The sequence below is a fragment of the Streptomyces sp. HP-A2021 genome, assembly GCF_022807935.1.
GTDB classification, from domain to species: Bacteria; Actinomycetota; Actinomycetes; order Streptomycetales; family Streptomycetaceae; genus Streptomyces; species Streptomyces afghaniensis.
In genome coordinates this window covers 65,935-84,102 of sequence record NZ_CP094344.1, presented here as the reverse complement: position 1 = coordinate 84,102, position 18,168 = coordinate 65,935, and the positions used below count along the sequence as shown (strand labels likewise).

The following is an 18,168-nucleotide window of genomic DNA, read 5'->3' as shown; positions in this document are numbered from 1 at the left end:
ACCTGCCCCCTCGTCGAAGCCGTTTTCACGCAGCCGCCGGAGCCTGGACCTGGAGGCCGCGCTGGCCGCGTTCCGCTCCGACGTCGCCTGGATTGCCAGACGTTCACTGTTGCGGCCACGGAACGTGAGGTTGTCCGGCTACAGCGGTCCTCAGCAGTCGCTGGTGGAGCGTGCGGTGGCAGGGTCGCCCGTAAAGGTGTGCGCCGTCTTCTCGAACGGGTTGCCGCAACCGGCGGCGTTGAGGTCGTTCCACGAGCCGCCCTCCGCCACGCCCCAGATGGCGCCGATCGTGGCGTAGGTGAAGTAGAAACCGAGCTCGCCGATCGCCGCCACGGTCCGGCTGTGTGTGGACTCGTGCCGGGCGAGTGCGTCCGGGACGGTCCCGTCCGGGTTGAAGCGACCAGACTGAGTCCACGCCACGGCACCGAGTGTCAGAGCACCGCCGCCGTGGCCCACCTCGATGAACAGCATTCCCCGACGGAAGTCCACCTTCCCGCGCCCCAGTGCCACACCGAGCGCCGCGATGAGACCGATGGTCGTCAGGATCGGCGACTGCACCCACTTGATGAGGAAGCTGAAGAACCACGCAACCGGGCTGTCCGTGTTGTCCAGCAGCGGGCTCACCACCGCCCCGAGCAGGCCCGCCGTCCCGAAGATGATCAGGCCGATGGTGGCTGCGGTGGCCACGCTGACACCGAGGCCGAACAGTGCCGAGACACCGAGGATGATGCCGGTCCAGCAGAAGATCGCGAGGGCGCCGCCGATCGCCCCGCCCACCACCCACAGCAGGAACTCGTCCCAGGTCTGCACGCCGTTGATCGCCGCACCGATCGCCCCGAGGACCGCGCCGACGACGACGGCGATCAACAGGATGGCGAGGAAGGCCAGCCGCCCCGACGGATCGACGTAGTTGGCCGGGTTGTCCAGCGCGTACAGGTACAGATTGGTGGCGGCGATGATGCCGGGAAGCCGGTCCTGGTTGATGGCCAGCCAGCGGTCTGCAGTGAGGAACCGTCCCAACTCCGGGCTGTACCAGCGTTCGCCCAGCAGCACCAGGCCCAGCCCGTCGGTGAGCAGCGCGCCCTGGAAGGTGTAGTGGGTGGCGATCAGGACGGACGAGGTGACCACGCCGAACGGTGTGTGCTCGTCGTTGGCCACGAAGGCGCCGGTGGCCAGATCGGAGATGACGTTGATGTTGCCCAGCCGGTCGGTGTGGTGCAGCAGGCCGTTGCCGTGCGAGGGGAGCAGCGCCAGTCGGCGGTCCTCGTCGAAAACCACTGCAGTGGTTCCGGCGTCGTCCACCACGAACACGCCCTCGATCTCGAGGCGCGTCCGGGTTGGGCCGCCCGGTGCGGTGATTCGGGTGGCCACGCGGCGGCCGTCGTGGTCGTAGTCGATGCGGACGCGGGTGCCATCGGGGCGTTCCACCCGGACGAGCCGGTGGTGGGCGTCGTAGTGCAGTGTGCCGAGCTCGGGGCCGGCAGTCAGGTTCCCAGACGTGTCGTACCCGTACTCGGGCGTGGTTGCCGTGCCCCGGCGCACGAGTCGGTTGGGGTGCACCGGATCGGCTCCGTCGCCGGTGTGCACCATGGTGGTGAACGTCTCGCCGTCGACGAGGTTTCCGAGGACGTCGTAGCGGTAGTGCACGTCGTACGGCCCGGCGGAGCCGGCCGCGCCCGTGGCTCGGATCAGCCGGTTGCGGTCGTCGTACTCGAAGGTCTGGTTGTTGCGCACCTTGCCCGCGACGGTCGACAGGTCGTCGATCTGAGTCACCCGGCCGAGTGAGTCTAGGGTGTGCACGAGGTGCTGGTAGGCCGTGCCGTCACTGCTGCGGGTGACCAGTTCGGTGAGCAGACCGTCGCCAGGGCTGAAGGTCCGGTCGGTGCGCAGCCCGTTGGCGTACGTGACGGCGGTCCGTTTGCCGTCGGCGCCGTGTTCGACGGATGTGATGACGCCGTCGATCGACTGCAGCCGGCCGTCCGGCGTGTAGTCGTAGCCGACCACCCGGCCATCCGGGTACCGCACCGACCTGACGTTTCGTTGGGTGTCGTAGCCGAAGCCGACGGTGTACGTCGCGGGGTCGCCGGTGAAGGTGCGCTCGATCTGCACCGCGTTGCCCTCGGCGTCGTACGAGTACGCAACTGTTCCGAACGTGCCCTCGACTCGCGCGAGGCGTCCGGTCAGGTTGGTGCCCGGTCCGGCGTCGTAGCTCCTGGTGGTCTCGAGGGGGCCGGTCGGCCCACCATCGCGAGTCTCCAGCGGTCGGCCCCGCTCGTCGTAGGTGCGCCATACCACCCGCGCGTCGGCGTCGATGAGGGCTACTTCGTTGTTGAGCGCGTCCAGCACCCGCCACGTGGTCCCCAGGTCCGCCGAGTCGATCCGCACCCGGTTTCCCCAGCCGTCGAACACCGTTGCCAGCGCGGTGCGTCCGGTGGGGTCGACCACCCTTCTGAGGCGGCCGAGCCCGTCGTACTCGCGCCGTTCGACTGCCTGCTGTCCGGTGTCCTGCTCGACGATCTCCACCACTTGGCCCCACGCGTCGGCCCGGCTGGCCCGGGACGGCGGCGGAGTGGGGCTCACCGAAGGGTCGGTCAGCGGGTCGTGGAAGTGGGTCTCTGCGCCGGGGTAGGCATAGTGGGTCCGGCCGCCGCCGTACAGTTCCTCGGTGATCAGGCGGCCGGCGGCGTCGTACGAGGAGTCGCGGGTCGCCACGGCGGCAGGTACGGCGGCGAAGTCGGGCAAGTCGTCGAAGTAGGAGGCGGTGGCACCGATCGTGCGGTTGCGGATGGACAGGATGTCGGCGGCGGCGACCGCCCACCGGCCGTCGGCGGTGCGGCTGCGCACCTGGCAGGCCCGGCCGGAGCCGTCGAAGTACGAGCGCTGCACCCAGCCGGGCTGCGCGTCTCCCGGCTGCACCCGTACCGCCTGCTCGACCACGGTCGGCACGGTGCTGCGGTTCCAGGTGTACGTTTCGGTCGGGCGGGCGGGGTCGGCGTCCCTGCGCCAGACGGCGATCACGTTGCCGAGTCCGTCGAACTTGGTGCGGACCGTGTGCGCGTTCGCATCGGTGACCAGGGTGGCCTGCTGCACGACCGGGTCGAACTCCACCGGGCGGGCGGCTCCGCCGTCGGTGATCGAGGTCGGTGACACGCCGTCGGCGTCGTAGGTGACCTTAACGTGGTGGCCGAGGGCGTCGATGGTCTCCACCTGGTTGCCGAGCGCGTCCAGGCAGAACCGGCGCATGTCCTTGAGCAGCACCTCACCCAGATCGGGATCGCTTTCCGTGCGGTAGAGCGCTGCCAGTGCGGTGCCCACCAGCCCGGCGACCGCGGTCGGCACGTCACCGTAGGCCGCCGCTCGCAGCTGCGGGGTGAACGCCAGTTCCGTCTGCCGGGTGAGGAATCCACGCTCCACCTGGCCGAGCGGCAGGCCGGTGAAGTCCGGACCGTCGTAGTGGTAGTCGAAGGACTTGAGCACCTGTCCGGTGCCGTCGCCGTGCCGTCGCCGGGCGGGGAAACCGGTAATGCCCCGCGTGGCATGGACCGCGAAGGTCGTGCGGGTGACGAGCTCGTCGACATGGGTAGCCCCGTCCCGGTCGGTCCACTGGCCGCGGCGGTGCTCGACGACGATGTTGGCCGCGTCGTCGTGCTCGTAGGTCACGGAGTCGGTGGCGTACGGCGTCCCATCATGGAATCGGGTGGCGCTGCGCGACCGCTCGATCGCGAGCCAGGCGCCGGCCTCCGGGTGGGCCGGGTCCGCGGGCAGGGCGTCCCAATCCGAGCGGGAGGACTGCAGGATGTCACCGGTGGCCGGGTCCACGACGTCGGTGCGGTAGGGCTGGCCGCGGCCGGCGACGAATGCCGGGGTGTTGGCCGTCGCGACCTGGTTGTGGAAGTAGAGGTGCTGCCGGGAGGCGAGCTCGTGGCCGGTCGCGGTCTCGTCGGACTCCACGTCGCCGAATCCCAGCCACTGTCGGGTGACCCCGTCGAAGTGCCCGTCGTGGTAGCGGTACCGGGTGCTGGCCTGCTGCCCCGTCACGGTGTCCCGTGTGTCCATCTGCCGCACGACGTGCACCGGGAACGGGAGGTAGCCGTCCCAGCGGCGCCCGGCGGCGAGATCGCGGGCCCGCTCGGCGCTTGAGGTGCCGTAGCTGATCTCGGTCACCCGCCCGCAGCCGTTGTCCACCCGGGAGAGCAGGTACGGCTTGGTACCACCCAGCGGGTCGAGGCACAGGTAGCCACCGGCCCCCGAGACGGACGGCATCGTCCACACCAACCCTGCGCAGCCGCTGCCGGCCAGGTCCGCGACCAGGGTGCGGTCACCGGCCAGGGCGGGCGTGCGGTTGAGGGTGATCGGCGGTCCGTACGTGCGGCCGCCGCTGTTGAGGTGTACGACCGTGGACCCGGCGCGCAGCAGGATGAGGTCGGCCGTTCCGTCGCCGTCGATGTCGGCGACCAGGACATCGCGGTCCGGGTCGGCCACAGCGAAGTCCGGAGTTCCGCCCATCTCCACCGGTGGGCCGAACCGTCCGTTCCCGAGCCCCGGCCAGTAGACGACTCCGCGGGAGCGGACCAGGACCAGGTCGGCCATCCCGTCGCCGTTCATGTCGGCCAGGCGCAGCCGGCGGTCGCGGCCGATTCCGCGCGGCGCATCGCCCCAGGGCAACGCGACGGGGCCGCTCCACCCGCGGCCGCGGTCGTTGAAGAATCCGAGCGGGCCGCGTTCGTCGAACAGCAGCAGGTCCACGATGCCGTCGCCGTCGAGGTCGACGAAGACCCCGCCACCGTCGGCTGTGCCGAAGCCGGGCGCCAGCCTCAGCTGCCTGGCCCGCGTGAAGCCGGTGACCGGGTCGTGTTCCCACCAGCTGCCGCCCAGCCCGGAGCCCGAGTCCGCGGCCCGGATCAGGTCTGCGGTGCCGTTCCCGGTGAGGTCTGCGAAGCGCACGCTGTCGTCGGCCAGGCTGACCCCGCCGGGCAGTGCCCTGATGGGCTCCGGCGCGCCGAAGCTCCCGTCGCCGCGGTTCTCCCACCAGGTCGCACCGTCGTCGGTGAGCCGCAGCACGCCGGGCAGCGACGTTCCCCGGTAGTCGAACAGCGTGGTCTCGTCCCCGAGCGGCGGCGGCGGGACGGTGGCGGCCCGCATCCGGTGCAGCCGCTGGTTCGCCGGGTCGAAGGCCGTGTAACCGAAGGTGGTCGGCGGGAGGCTGGTCTGCACCCGCGCGCCATCCGCTTCGTGCCAGGCCGCGAGCCGCACACTGGTCAGCAGGCTGGTACCCACGGCCGCTGCCTGGCTGTAAGCGAACTCCCAGCGCCGCGCCAGCACCGCAGCGCCGCCGCTCGGCGTGTGGGTCAGCTCGACGGCCGTGCAGCGGCTCACCGACTGCTGCGGCAGGCCGAGTTCGTACGAGGTCGAGGGGTCCGGCCGGGCCTCGTAGCTGAGCGAGAGGGTGAACCGGCCCCAGCGGAGTGCCGCTAGCCGCTGTTCGCCGTCATGCTCCTCGTAGTCGTAGTGCGCCTGCACGCCGTTGGCGAAGGTGACGGTGTCCAGTAGCCAGCGTACGACCCGGTGGGCGCCGTCCACCTCGCCCTCGATCCGCGCGTCCGGCCGTGTCCCGAAGGTCGTGGTCACCAGTTCCTGCGTCGTGCTGGTCCAGCCGTCTCCGAGGCGCTCGAGGAACTGCGGGGCGGTGCCACACCCGGGCGCGAATCGGCCGTCCGGGAGTTCGATCAGCGGCTCGGCACCGGACAGGGTGAAGGAGTCGACGCCTGGCGCGGTGAACGGCGAGGTCCGCCGCCGCTGTACGAACGGTACGGCCAGGCTCCAGCCCATGCCGAACGGGCCGTTGCCGAGCCCAGTGTGGTAGAGCAGCTCCAGTTTCGGCGTGACGCCGCCCGGTCCGTGCGGCAGGTCGAAGGGGATCCGGAACGAGCCGCCCCCCATCGCCAAGTTGGGCCGGAAGTCGTCCCCGATACTCCGGACGCCGCCGCCACCGCCCGGCAGTGGTCGGGAGACCTTGTCGACGCCGTTCTTCACGGCGTGTCCGCGCGGTAGGTGAAGCCGTAGGAGATCGCCAGTTGCACATCGGCGAGGCCAGCCGGCGGAGCGCCGTCGGTGAAGGCGACCGTGAAGGTGTCCGCCGGGCTCGCGCCCTGCCAGGCCGTGAACGGCGCCATCGTGGTGCCGTCTCCGATCACCGCCCCGCCGGCCTCGGTCACCACCGTGATGCTGGAGGCGTCCGAGGCGCGGGTAACCGTCAGGCTCAGGCCCACCGGGGCGGGCTGACCGGCCGTCGGCACCAGCCGTACGGCGAAGGCCGAGAGAGCAGGCTGGGTGACGAAGCGCGGCAGGCGCTCGGTCAGCACCTCGAAATCCACCGACCGCTCCGCGTCCAGTCGGTACCACTCGTCGGGGTACTGGAAGCGTGAGGAGAGAACGAACGAGCGGGCCCCCTGGTCGCCGTAGAGCGCTCTGGTGTGCGCGGCCAGCGATAGGTCGAGATCGGCGTCGAAGTAGTAGACCAGCCCGATGTCGCTGATCGAGGAAAAGTCCAGGTCGTTCGCCGAACCGGGGAGCGTGAGCGACCAGTTGCCCTGCGGCCCGAGGTTCTCGAACAGCGCGAGCAGGTCCTCGGGGGGCTGCAGGACGGCGAGGTCCCGCCGATACTGGTAGCTGGACAGCAGCATGGTGTCGGCCGGCAGCACCCGGGTGTGCTTGGTCCACGCCCCGGAGACGAAGCGCCATTCGGTGGAGATTCCGGAGTGAGCGAGGGTGCCGCGCACGCCGTCGCTGGGGATCAGGCCCTGGACGAAGAGCTCGATCCGCTTCACCTTGCGCCGGTACGTGCCGGGCCAGCGTCGGTCGAACAACTCGAGATCGGTGTGGAAATCGAGTCTGCCCGTGCTCTGGAAGGCGTTGAAGGCTTGGGGGAACTCCTCGCGCAGGGAGAGCACGGCCCGGATCGGGTTCTGTTTGCGCGCATGGGTGATGTAGTCCTCGGTGAAGGAGGCGATGTCCCGCTTGAGGAAGTCGCCACCGAGCAGCCCCTGCGCGCCGCCGCCCGCGGCACCAGACAGCCCGTAGTCCAGGCGGACGCGCCGCAGGTCGCGGTCGAACTCGAGGTCGTAGGCGCGTTGCATGAGGAACGCCGCCTCGATGGCCATGTCCAGGTTGCTGCGAGCCAGATCCTCCAGGTCGGCGGCGAGCCGGAACCACAGGTCCTCGCCGAACATCCGCTGCTCGGTGTAGGCGAGGACCTGCTGCGCTCCCTGCAGGCGGACGTCGGCGAGCTGGAGGTTCAGCTGCTGCACCTGTCGGCGGACCTCGGCCTGCTGCGCGCGGGTCTGGGCGATGGCCACCTCGTGGGCCGCCTCCAGGACTTGACGCTCGATCCGGTTGTGCTGGATCTCGTAGTTCACCCACTCGCGCTTCTCGCCGACCTGGTCGAAGAAGTCCTCCACGTCGCCGCTGTAGTCGTGGCGTGCACCGTCGTACTGCACGCCGGTGTAGGTGATCTTCTGGTCGTTGGCCGCGTTGGCCGCCCAGACGAGCGCCGCGTCCATGGACGTGAGTTCGACGCCGAGGGTCTCCCAGTCGGCAAGGTTGGCCTGGGCGGCGGCCTGGCGCTGCTGGGTCAGCGCGAACGTCTGGGCTGCGGCCTTCGAATCGAGGGCCGCATCAGCGAGCCTGGCGTTCTCCATGGCGAGTGCCGCTTCGTTCAGCTGAACGGCGCTCTCCAGCTGAAGCCGCTCGAACTTCTGCTGCTCGGCCTGGGTGCGGAACTGGATGAACGTGCGCTCCGCCGTCACTGCGGCGTCGGCGAAGAAATTGGCGGCGGCCTGCAGCGAGCGGAACCGCCCGACCGGGTAGAAGTCGTCGGACAGGCCGAGGAAGTTCAGCCCGGCGTCGATCTTGGTGAGCTGGGTGAACGCAGCGGTGACCAGCTGGGCCAGTCTCGGGTTGACCGAGCCAGCCGGCTGTCCGGTGAGTTGGGCGAGTACCTGCGCGGCGGCCGCCTTCGAGACGGCGAACGCCGCGGGGGAGTAGAGCGGCGACGCAGCCGGCACCGTCCCCGGAAGCACCGCGATCGTCTCGTAGTGCGTCAGGGCACCCGCGGTATCGCCCCGCCGGAAGAGATCGTCGCCCCAGCGGAGCTGGACACTCGCCATCCGCTGCCAGAGGTTGGCCGCCTCGAGGTTCTCGTTGAGGGACGGGTAGGACAGGACCCCGGTGTAGCCGTCGAACGCGGAGCGGTATTGGCCCAGCGCCGCGTATGTGTCCGCGATCGCCAGCGGCAGCACGTAGAAGAAGAGGTGTGGGATGTAGGCGACGAAGGTCGTCGCGATGGCCTCCTGCCACTCGATCCCGGCCAGCGTGGTGGCCGAGATCCGGTCCGCGTAGAGCTGGCCGATGCGGTCCTGATACTTGTCGGCCTGCAGCGAGGCGACCGCGGTGGTGCCCGCGGTCAGAATGCCGACCGTGCGATTGGGCTCCGGTCGGCCGGCCACCGTCGTCACCAGACCGGCAGCGGACTTGAAAACCCCGCCGTCGGGGGCGAGGTAGATCTGGCTGGACCGGAGCTCCGGCAGTCCGGCGAAGCCGTCCTGCGAGTCGACCGGGGAGTCGGCTGCTTCCTTGCGGAGGTTCTGCAGATTGGTCTGCATCGCGGCCACGGCCCGGGTGTCCCCGAGCAGGCCGTAGAGCTTCGCCGCCCGGCTGAACGACGACGCGGCGAACTTGATGGCGGCGGTCCGGTCCTCTGCCTGGTAGGTGGCGATCATCGCGGCGGCCTCAGCGAGGAGTTCGGCGGCGAGCCGGTGATCGCCGGCGTCGATCGCCTCGCCGGCCAGCCTGCTCGCCGACCTGCCGGCGCCTTCGGCGTCACCGTCGAACGCCAGCTTCCGGGCCGCCTGGCGGGCCGCGCCGAACCTCGCGGCGTCGGCGATCCGGCCGTCTACGCCGAGCTCACGGAACTCGTCGAAGACCGGGTTGGCGGCGACCTCGTCGGGCCGGAACAGGCAGTCCGAGGTGGCGGGGATGATGACCGGGTCACCGGGCGGAACCTTGAGGAGGATGCGTCGGCTGAGTTCCACCAGGCGGCTGGGGTCGATGATGTCGGCGCCGTGGAGCGAACCGTACGTCAGACCGGGGACCTTGGGCAGCTCGGGGTGGCTCTGCTGCAAGATCATCTCGCGTAGCTGCAAGTACTTGCCGAGCGCCACCGTGTACTCGCGGTGGAAATAGCACTCGTTGGCCTCGGACAGCAGATCTCGATAGTCCAGCTCGACGCCGGTCGCAGGCTTGCTCGCAACCACCCGGGACGGCGTACGCCAGCTCACCCGGGGGTGCAACGTACGGAGGGAGATGAAGTTCTCTTCATGCAACACAGCCGACACAGCCACGGACCTCCGCCCGGAGACGACTCCTACCCCCGAAGTTAGGAGCGGCCTCAGGGCATGGCAAGGACATCGAGCGTGTGGCGGCGGTTCGCAGCCGACCGGTTACCGGCTGCGCTTCACCCGAATAGCCTGATATAAAGTTGAACAAATCGGACGAAAATTTACCGATGGGAACGGCGATGGCCGGAGACCCTGCACACTCAGCGGCCCACCCGCGGGAGTCGTGGTGCCTGATCTTCCACTTTGATGGCACGTCCGTACAACTGCGGAGCAGCGAGCGTGCGTGGGCCCGCCGGCCGCTAGGTCGGCGGGCCCAGAAACTGAACACATCAACTTGACAGGGACCGGACGTGATCCCGGTCTGCACCCCGCTGGACCGCGCCCCGTTTGCCAAGCGGCCCCATGTGGGATTCAGCCGGCCCGCCGGGGTGATTCCCACACCGTTCTCAGTTGCGGCACCAATTGTGCCCTCAGTGCGTAATCCGCCTTCACAGACCGGACGAGCAACCTGCGCGCGCTGCGAAACGTCAGCCCCTCGATGACCAACCCCCACAGCCGGTCGTTCACCTTCTCGAACGCCTGCGCGCCAACGGCCCCGGCAGCCGCGCCAGCAGCGGCACCCCCCAGTGGATCCGCGACCAGGGCCCCCAGCACCGCGCCGCCCGTCGCGCCCAGGACCTGGGCCGTCACTCCGACCATAGTCGGCCGCTGGAGGTCCGACTCCTGACGAGTCGAGTCCAACAATCGCGCTACCTCATCCGCCATCGCGCCCAGCCGCCTACGCGCGTCGCCGGAGCTCTCCAAGTCCTCGGACACCAGCGTCTTGCGGAGCTTGCGATAGCCCTCGATCGATCTCTTGTCCCGCAGTTCCTTGGCGCAATCCAGCAGGACGTCTGGGCCCTCGTCGTACCGCTGCACGCGCTTGAGGAGGAAGGGCAGGAACGACGGCGTCCAGGGCAACTCCGCGCCGCGCCATCCTGGGCCCGCATCGCGGAATCGCCGACTCAGCTCGCGATAGATCGCGACTTCCGCGGACGGCCCCGCGTCCTTGGCTCTGAGACCGACGGCGGTCAGCATCCGACCGCGTTTCGGAGCCAGGAGGTGAGGTGCCCCGGTCTGCTGGGCGTAGCCCGCGAAGACCAGCTGCCCGAGCAGGAACCGCGCGATCTTGGCCTGATCGGGGTCGGTGAGCTGCGGCTCCAGCGTCTCCAGGCTGGGGTCCCACTTGTACTGGACTGCCGCAAGGGTGGAGAGGATCTCCTGGCCGACTGACTCCTGCACCAGGGGCCCGGCAGCAAGCCGGCTGCTGAGCTGATGAACGGCAGCGTTCTTCACCTGCCGGTACATGTGGTGTTCGACGTCCACATGCACCAGGGTCTTGTCGCCATGCGTGTTGACAAGCTCCCCGAGGGAGTCGCCGAAGTCGTGCCATGCGTCGAACGTATCGAAGTAGTTGAAGGCAGGCACCTGTTTGTGCATCACGACCAGGTCGAAGAAACTGACCAGGCTGTCGATGTCGTCTTCGATCGCTGCCCAGCGCTCAGCCGCCACGGAGTCGTCCTGCGGTCTGCCTGCGAGGAAGAACTGCCCGACGCGGAAAACGAGCGGATCGATCACGATCCCCAGGTCCCCCTGCTCGAGCTCCTTCCACGCGTCCTCCCCCCATATGGTCATGTCATAGGGGTAGGTCATGCTGCTCGCCTCGCTAACGCGTCACGAACCATCTGGCGACTGCCCTTGCCAGTTTAACTTGGATGGCCTCCCCGGTATCAGGGCCGGGGAAGGCGCATATATCCAGTTTTTGATCGGCCAGAGCACAGAAATAGAGAACACACCCACCAGGAAAAAGATCCCCAAGAGTGAATATGCGGCACAGGAAGGGAAGAGGGGTCCCTTCATTTTATCTGTCTGAATTAGCCCGAGCCCCGCTGAGAAAGACGCGGCGAGAGCGGCTGTGCCCAACAGCCCAGTCGCGCGGTTGCGAAGGTTACTGATCGACGCGTCCTGCATCGACAGGACTTTTACCGCTGCTTCATATGAGAGCTCCGCCCTCTCGGATTGAGGGCCTGGATTGCGGCGCCTCCGCCAGAGCCAAGCAATCCCCAGGCGAGAAGGGCGAGTAGCGTTGTGTCAGGGCGCCAGATCCTGGAGCGCGTGTCTGCGCCGGCCGGCCGCACAACTCCTGGCCGAAACAAACAGCGGGCAGACGCAGGCTTCTTCGCGCCGTCCAGGCTGCCACGGTTTCCACCCAATCGATGCCTTTACCTGCTCCGAACGAGTGAATGCTTATCCATGTCGGATGGGGGAGCGCGACTTCGTCGAGTTCTGCGCGGGTTCAGCACGAAGTGGCAAGGTGGCGTCGCGGGATCCGCCGATGTTTCCGCAGATCGGAGCCGCGCGAGCGGAAAGGCGGGATCTGCGCGGTTACTCGCGCCGCTGGATCGCAAGGCGCCGAGGCTGATTCCAACCTGTCCCGGGTGCGGGCACCCGGGCATTGAACAGAAGGACTTGACAGGGAACTCTGTTCTTGCAAGCATTGCACGCTCGTCGCCGGCGGCCCGGCGGTGGCGTGGGTCGGGTTCCGCCGGGAGAAATTGACCTGGACCGGCTCCGGAGGGGAACCGACCTGGTATTCGACCTGGCCGACCCTCCACCGTGGCTTCTGCCCGCGCTGCGGGACCCACCTCGTCTCCGCCGCCGACGATTCAGTCATGATCATGGTGACGACTTTCAGCCTCAATGAGCAGAGCGGCCTGGAGCCTGTCGGGCACAGCTTCCGCGAGTCAGCCGCGCCTTGGATGACCGTAACCCTCGCCCCCGACCCGCTCCACCACTAGCGGCATTACAGCCGTTTCCCGGCCCGCGCTGCGGCTGAGATGGAGGCGACGGCGAATCACGGCACCCCTCCAGTCCGGCGTAGTCAGTTCGGGTGCCGTCCGATCAAGCCCAGCATTTCGTCCGTAGTCCGTACGTCGCCGAATGACCGGTAGATCGTGTGCAGCGCAGCGTTGTGGTCCTGGTCGCGCCGGGCCGCATTGGCGTCGGCGACCATCAGCACGCGCAGGCCCATGGTGGCCGCGTCCCGGGCCGAGGATTCGCAGCAGACGTTCGTGAGTGTGCCCGTGATGAGGACGGTGTTGATACCGCGCTCCGCCAGCAGTCCCGGTAGCGGCGAGCGTCCGGGGAAGAAGGCGCTGTAGGCGGTCTTCTCCACCACGAGGTCGACTTGCCGGGCGTCGAGGGCATGCCACAGGCGCGAGCGCAGTGGACCTTCCTCCTGTCGCCGCGAACGTCTGGCTGACTGTCGGTCCGTAGAACTCGCTGCTCACGTTCCCGAGTGGTGCCTCGTTCGCTGGCAGCACCCAGGCGACCGGGCCGCCAGCCGTGCGCAGTGCATCAGCTACGCGGTTGATGTTGGGCACGACGCCGCGGACGTACGGATTCGCCTCGACGAAGAAGGACACCATGTCGATCACGATCAGCGCAGTGCGCACCGGGTCGAGGCTCTCGTACGCGTGCCGCCTGCCGCGCCTCTCCTCCTGCCGCGCGTACTCCCGGGGTTCGATTCGCCAGCCTGATGAGGAAACCGGCCAGCTTGGGAGTGAACTCCCGGTAGAACGCCTCGAATTCTTCGGTGGAAGGGAAGACAGAGGCGCTCTGGGCTGGCTGTGCCGTGCCCATGGCTTCCCGCGGCTCACGATCGCTCATGCTCGGTGCTCCCGTTCACGACCAGACGAAGCCGGGTTCCGTCCCCGCACCGCCCGTCGAACCGCCCTCCTCGGGTGAGGGCCTGAGCGATACCAACGAGGTAGGCACCGCGCGCCTGCTCTTGCCGCACGCGCCAGCGAAGGCGAAGCCACAAGGCCAGTGGGCCGGTGGCAAGGCCCACGACCAGGCCCAGAGTTGTGAAGTCCATACTCGGTAGAGGGCTTTGAGACGGGGAGCGTGAACTGCTCCCGCAGATTGCAAGACGACACCAGCCCCTCCTCCCGTACCGCACGCGACGAAGAGCCGGGGTCGCCAGCAGCGATCCGGGTCAGGCCGGGGCGGGCTGCAGAGCGGCGAGCGGGGAGCGCCGGCCTTTCCCGATGTTGCGCAGCTGCTCCCAGTCGACCTCGGGGTGCGCGGCGACCACCGCGTCGACGGACGCCGTGGTGTAGAGCGCGACGTCGACGGCCCGGCCCGCGAGGTGCCGAAGCGGACCTCGATCGACTGCGGCGAGCGGACCCAACCGAGCCGCACCATCCAATCGAACTCCACCCTGCGTACCCCAAAGCGGGCGGCGGCCTGCTCCGGCCCCAGCGGGGTGTCGGCGGCGACCAGGTCCGCCAGGTCCTCACGTGCGCAGACGTCCGCGACCTGGCCGGGGTGGTGCAGCGTGCCGTCCGGGTTCGCGCTCAGGTCGACCAGCAGGCCGCCGATCATGTTCGGGGTGCCGAGCGCGTCGGCGATCCGGTCCGCCGCCGTGCCCCCGGAGATCGGTGGGGAGGGCATCGCGGCCCGGATGGCGTGGGCGTCCAGCGCCTCCACAGCGGCCCGTGACCACTGCCAGGAGGACACGTCCGAGGCCGGGATTAGCCCGGTGTGCCGGGCCCACCGGAAGGTGCTTGCGGGCACCTTCAGGCGCTTAGCGGCCTGGCCCTCGTCGTACTCGGTTCGTCGCATGAGATCACCTCTCGCTCGTTCGCTGGAAGCGGCGGACAGAAAATGACAGAACACATGAAATAATGTCAATAGCCAGTGAAAATGGGCGACTTGGACGGGAACCGCTAGGACTGCGCCCGCGTACGCGAAGGAAAATCACCCGCCCGGAGCCGCTGCGAGCGCCCACCGAGTCGCCATGGTCGGGGCGACCACGCACCCCGACCATGAGGCCGACCACGACTCCCGCCCGCACCGCACGCAGCCCGACCACGGCTGGTCAGCGCGGTGTGAGGTTCTTCCTCCTGGCGCCTCCACCCGCGGGGGACGTTGGCGGGGGAGAGGTCGGGGCGGGCACGGTGCAGGCGTGCGGGGTGGCGCCACCGGCCGGAGGCGTCGCGGGCGACGTCGACGCCGACTTCCACCACCAGCTCGGGTTCCACCAGCGTGACGTTCAGCGTCTCCCGGCTGCCCCACCCGGCGGAGAACGACCAGCCCGTCCACGGGTGACCGCGCCGCGCCGGGGCGAGCAGCCCGGCGACCGTGCTGCTCGCCGCCCGGGCGAGAGTGGTGGTGCGTCCGGTGTACTGAAGACGGCCGTCGTCGTTGAACCTGCCGAGCAGTAAACCGCTGGGGGCGGCCACCGGATCAGTGATCGCGCCGACGATCGCCTCGGCGGTCTCGCGCACCTTGTACTTCCGCCACCCGCGCACCGCGGGCTCGTACACGCTGTCCAGCCGCTTGAAGAGCACGCCCTCCATCCCGACCGACGCCCACGTCAGCCACTCGCGCACGGTGTCCGGATCGGTGGTCGACGGGCACAGCACCCATGGGGCGGACAGCAGCCGGGCGGCGAACACGGACTCGAGCGCAGTCCTGCGCCGCCGGTACGGCCAGCTGGTCGTGTCGGTCCCGGACAGCCGCAGCAGATCGAACGCGGAAGCGCACGGGTTCGCGGATTCTTGGGCGGTCTGCGGATGAACCCACACGAGGGTCCGCGTTGGTGCCAGCCACAGTGGCGAGTTCGCGGCGATCAGGAGCAACGGACGGCGCGTGGGAGTTCGGCCTGGTCGAGGATCATCCAGGTAGCGAGGCGGGTGAACGTGGCCGTCGGCGGGTGGCTCTGTGACGACGCCCTGATGCTCGCCCCCGCCGACTGAAGGGCTGCTGGACAATCGCCGAGAGGATTCCTAGACTCATAATCTAGATATGGAATATGAGTCCAGTCAAATCTTCAGGTGGGGGCCTCGTGGCACGCGTCGTTGATGGTGTGGAGAGGGTCGAACGCGAGGGCGTCGTCACCTCGGCCTCGGCTGAGGCGGACGAGCACCTCATCCGTGAGGCCGAGAAGATCGCTGTTGCGCTGGGCCGCATGTTCCCGGGCCTGTGCGAGGTGGTTCTGCATGACCTGCGGGATCCGCAGCACGCGATCCGAGCGATCGAGAACAACCTCTCGGGCCGCGAGGTCGGGGACTCCGTCACAGAGCTGGGCCTGGCCCGCATCGAGGACCCCGGCTACCCCAGCGTCATCCAGAACTACCCCAACCAGTTCCCCGACGGTCGCCCGGCGAAGAGCACGTCCATCGGGATCAAGAACGCGGCCGGCGAGTACATCGCGGCTCTCTGCCTGAACCTCGACGTGTCGGTGCTGTCACCGGTGACGCTCGCTTTGTCGAACCTCGTGGCCACGGACACCGAGCACCGCGAGCAGGCCCTGGAGACCCTGCGGGACCGCAGCGCGCGCGAGCTGCGCCAGGCGGTGGAGGAACTGGCCGCAGAGCGCGGCGCGACTCCCCGGTCGCTGAGCAGACAGGACAAGAAGGCACTCGTACGGCAGCTGCACCAGGGCGGCTACTTCGACTCGCGTGATGCCGCGCAGACCATCGCGGACCTGCTCGGCGTGTCCCGGGCGACCGTTTACAACTACACCAAGTAAGGGGCACTTCGTGACCGCCGCCGGATCGACCACCGATCCCATACCCGCTCCCTCGTCCGGCTCCGGCCGGCCACCGGCTGCGCGCCGCCTGCTGCACATCACCGAGGAGCAGACCGCCGCGCTCGTGGACGAGGACCTGGCCCTCGAAGCGGCCCGCGCCGCCTTCGCCGCGACGGTGGACGGCACGGTCTTTCCCAGCCTGGCCGTGCACGGGTCCGACCCGCGCAACCAGTTCACCCTCAAGCCGTCCGCGTCCGCGACCCACGCCGGGATGAAGATCGGTACCTACTGGCCGGGCAACACGGAGCACGGGCTGCCGCGCCACCACTCCACCCTGCTGCTGTTCGACCAGACCATCGGCAGGATCGCGGCCGTCTTGGAGGTCGGCACCGCGAACGCTTACCGGACCGCTGCGGCCGACGCCCTCGCCGTCGACCTGCTGGCCCGTACCGGTACCACCACGCTGGCCGTCTTCGGCACCGGCCACCAGGCCGCCTACGAGGTGGCGGCCGTCAGCCGCGTCCAGCCCATCGACGAGGTCCTGGTTGTGGGACGCAGCGCCGAGCGTGCCGAGCGGATGGCCGCGGTACTGGCGGCGCAAGGGCATACCGCCCGGAGCGTGGGCGCCGAGGAAGCCTGTGCCCGGGCCGATGTGATCGTCACCGCCACGACCGCCCGGGCCGACACTCCGCCGCTGTTCGAGGCTGCGTGGGTCCGCCCCGGTACGCACGTCTCCTGCATGGGTGCCGACGCCCCCGGCAAGCGGGAACTCCCGCCCGAACTGTTCGCCCGCGCCCGTGTCTTCTGTGATCTTCCCGAGCAGGCCCGCCGTATGGGCGAAAGCCAGCACGCCCCGGCGGAGACGGTCCTCATCCCGCTCGGCGAGGTCCTCACCAACGCGCCACGGGGCGCACGGACGACAGCGACATCACGGTCTTCGACAGCTCCGGAATCGGCCTGCAGGACCTGTATCTGGGCCTGGCCCTCCTGAAGAAGATGGACATCTCCCTGTGAACAACCCCGCACCCGCCACCAGCCCCAGCGCCGCCTGGACGCTTGCCGATCCCGACACGCCGTTCGCCGTCGTCGATGTCCACAAGATGCAGCGCAACATCGAACGACTGGCAGCCAGAGCCGACCGGCTCGGGGTCGCCCTGCGCCCTCACATGAAGACGGCCAAGAGCCTCGACGTCGCCGCCCTCCTGCACCACGGCACTCCCTGTCCCGTCACCGTCTCTACCCTCGCCGAGGCCGAGGCGTTCGCCGACGGCGGCTACACCGACATCACCTACGCCGTCGGCATCGACCCCCACAAACTCCCGCGCGTTCTCAAGCTGCTGCGCCGCGGCGTCTCCCTGCGCATCCTGCTGGACAGCACCGAGCAGGCGGAGTTCGTCGCCCAAGCCTCCCGCGAGGCCGGCCTTCCTGTCCCCGCCCAGATCGAGATCGACTGCGACGGCCACCGCGGCGGTCTCAAGCCCGGCGCACCCAAGCTCGTCGAGATCGGCCGCATCCTGCATGACGCGGGCTGTCTGGACGGAGTGCTGACCCACGCGGGCGAGTCGTACTTCGCCTACAACGCCGAGGAACAGCGCCTGGCAGCGAAGAACGAACGCGACACCGCCGTCGTCGCGGCAGAGCGGCTGCGCACTGCCGGCCTGCCCGTGGCCACCGTCAGCGTCGGCTCCACCCCCACCGCCCACGCGGCCGAGGACCTCACCGGCGTCACCGAACTGCGCGCCGGCAACTACGTCTTCTTCGACCTGGTGATGGCCGGCATCGGCGTCTGCCGCATCGAGGACATCGCCCTGTCGGTCGTCGTCACCGTCATCGGCCACCGCCCCGAATACGGCTGGATCGTCACCGACGGCGGCTGGATGGCCATGTCCCGTGACCGCGGCACTGCCGTCCAGGCGCAGGACCAGGGCTATGGCCTGGTCCTGCGCCTGGACGGCACTCTCATCCCGGACCTGGTCATGACGGCCGCAAGCCAGGAACACGGCACCCTCACCATCCGCGACGGAGCCCGCCTGCCCGACCTGCCCGTCGGCACCCGCCTGCGCATCCTGCCCAACCACGCCTGCGCCACCGCCGCCCAGCACCAGGGCTACCACGTCATCGACAGCACCCGAACCACGAACACCACACCGGCGATCCAGGACATCTGGCAGCGCGTCACGGGCTGGTGACCAGCAA

At 69.1% G+C, this 18,168-nt stretch carries 8 protein-coding genes and 3 pseudogenes; 4 read left to right on the top strand and 7 right to left on the bottom strand.

Annotated elements, in window-relative coordinates; translation table 11 throughout:
- Positions 1-150: 150 nt before the first annotated feature.
- The 3 genes from MQE23_RS00430 to MQE23_RS00420 all read right to left on the bottom strand — a co-directional run bounded on the left by MQE23_RS00430 (position 151) and on the right by MQE23_RS00420 (position 11,087).
- A complete protein-coding gene (locus MQE23_RS00430) occupies positions 151-6,033 on the bottom strand; it encodes a toxin TcdB middle/N-terminal domain-containing protein (protein WP_243377816.1) in 5,883 nt (1,960 codons plus the stop codon).
- Positions 6,030-9,311 (bottom strand): hypothetical protein, encoded by a 3,282-nt coding sequence (locus MQE23_RS00425; protein ID WP_243377815.1) that lies wholly within the window; start codon positions 9,309-9,311, stop codon positions 6,030-6,032. Before MQE23_RS00425 ends, MQE23_RS00430 begins: the two co-directional genes overlap by 4 nt.
- Positions 9,312-9,806: 495 nt before the next feature.
- Positions 9,807-11,087, bottom strand: a complete 1,281-nt coding sequence (locus tag MQE23_RS00420) for a hypothetical protein (RefSeq protein WP_243377814.1) — start codon at positions 11,085-11,087, stop codon at positions 9,807-9,809.
- 839 nt (positions 11,088-11,926) lie between these two features.
- Here MQE23_RS00420 and MQE23_RS00415 point away from each other — a divergent pair.
- Positions 11,927-12,232: pseudogene (locus tag MQE23_RS00415) on the top strand (GFA family protein); the annotation flags it as partial.
- 83 nt (positions 12,233-12,315) lie between these two features.
- On the opposite strand, the gene MQE23_RS43435 reads toward MQE23_RS00415, so the two are convergent.
- The 4 genes and pseudogenes from MQE23_RS43435 to MQE23_RS00400 form a co-directional block, all read right to left on the bottom strand.
- The gene (locus MQE23_RS43435; RefSeq protein ID WP_279345186.1) at positions 12,316-12,648 is read right to left on the bottom strand and encodes a cysteine hydrolase; all 333 of its coding nucleotides are present in this window, start codon (positions 12,646-12,648) and stop codon (positions 12,316-12,318) included.
- A gap of 151 nt (positions 12,649-12,799) precedes the next feature.
- Positions 12,800-12,862, bottom strand: a pseudogene (locus MQE23_RS43430) (hypothetical protein); the annotation flags it as partial.
- Positions 12,863-13,431: 569 nt separating this feature from the next.
- A pseudogene (locus MQE23_RS00405) lies at positions 13,432-14,060 on the bottom strand (hypothetical protein).
- 104 nt (positions 14,061-14,164) lie between these two features.
- On the bottom strand, positions 14,165-15,025 hold the full coding sequence (locus MQE23_RS00400; protein ID WP_243377812.1) for an ATP-dependent DNA ligase: 861 nt from the start codon (positions 15,023-15,025) through the stop codon (positions 14,165-14,167).
- 281 nt (positions 15,026-15,306) lie between these two features.
- Between MQE23_RS00400 and MQE23_RS00395 the strand changes: the two genes are divergently transcribed.
- From MQE23_RS00395 to MQE23_RS00385, 3 genes are read left to right on the top strand one after another with little or no spacing between them, the layout of a single operon-like run.
- Positions 15,307-15,972 carry a PAS domain-containing protein gene (locus MQE23_RS00395; protein ID WP_243382410.1) on the top strand — a complete coding sequence of 222 codons (666 nt, stop codon included), beginning with the start codon at positions 15,307-15,309 and terminating at the stop codon, positions 15,970-15,972.
- Between the two features lie 10 nt (positions 15,973-15,982).
- Positions 15,983-16,963, top strand: a complete 981-nt coding sequence (locus MQE23_RS00390) for an ornithine cyclodeaminase family protein (RefSeq protein WP_243377811.1) — start codon at positions 15,983-15,985, stop codon at positions 16,961-16,963.
- Positions 16,964-16,982: 19 nt separating this feature from the next.
- The gene (locus MQE23_RS00385) at positions 16,983-18,161 is read left to right on the top strand and encodes a DSD1 family PLP-dependent enzyme (protein ID WP_243377810.1); all 1,179 of its coding nucleotides are present in this window, start codon (positions 16,983-16,985) and stop codon (positions 18,159-18,161) included.
- The last annotated feature ends 7 nt before the right edge of the window (positions 18,162-18,168 follow it).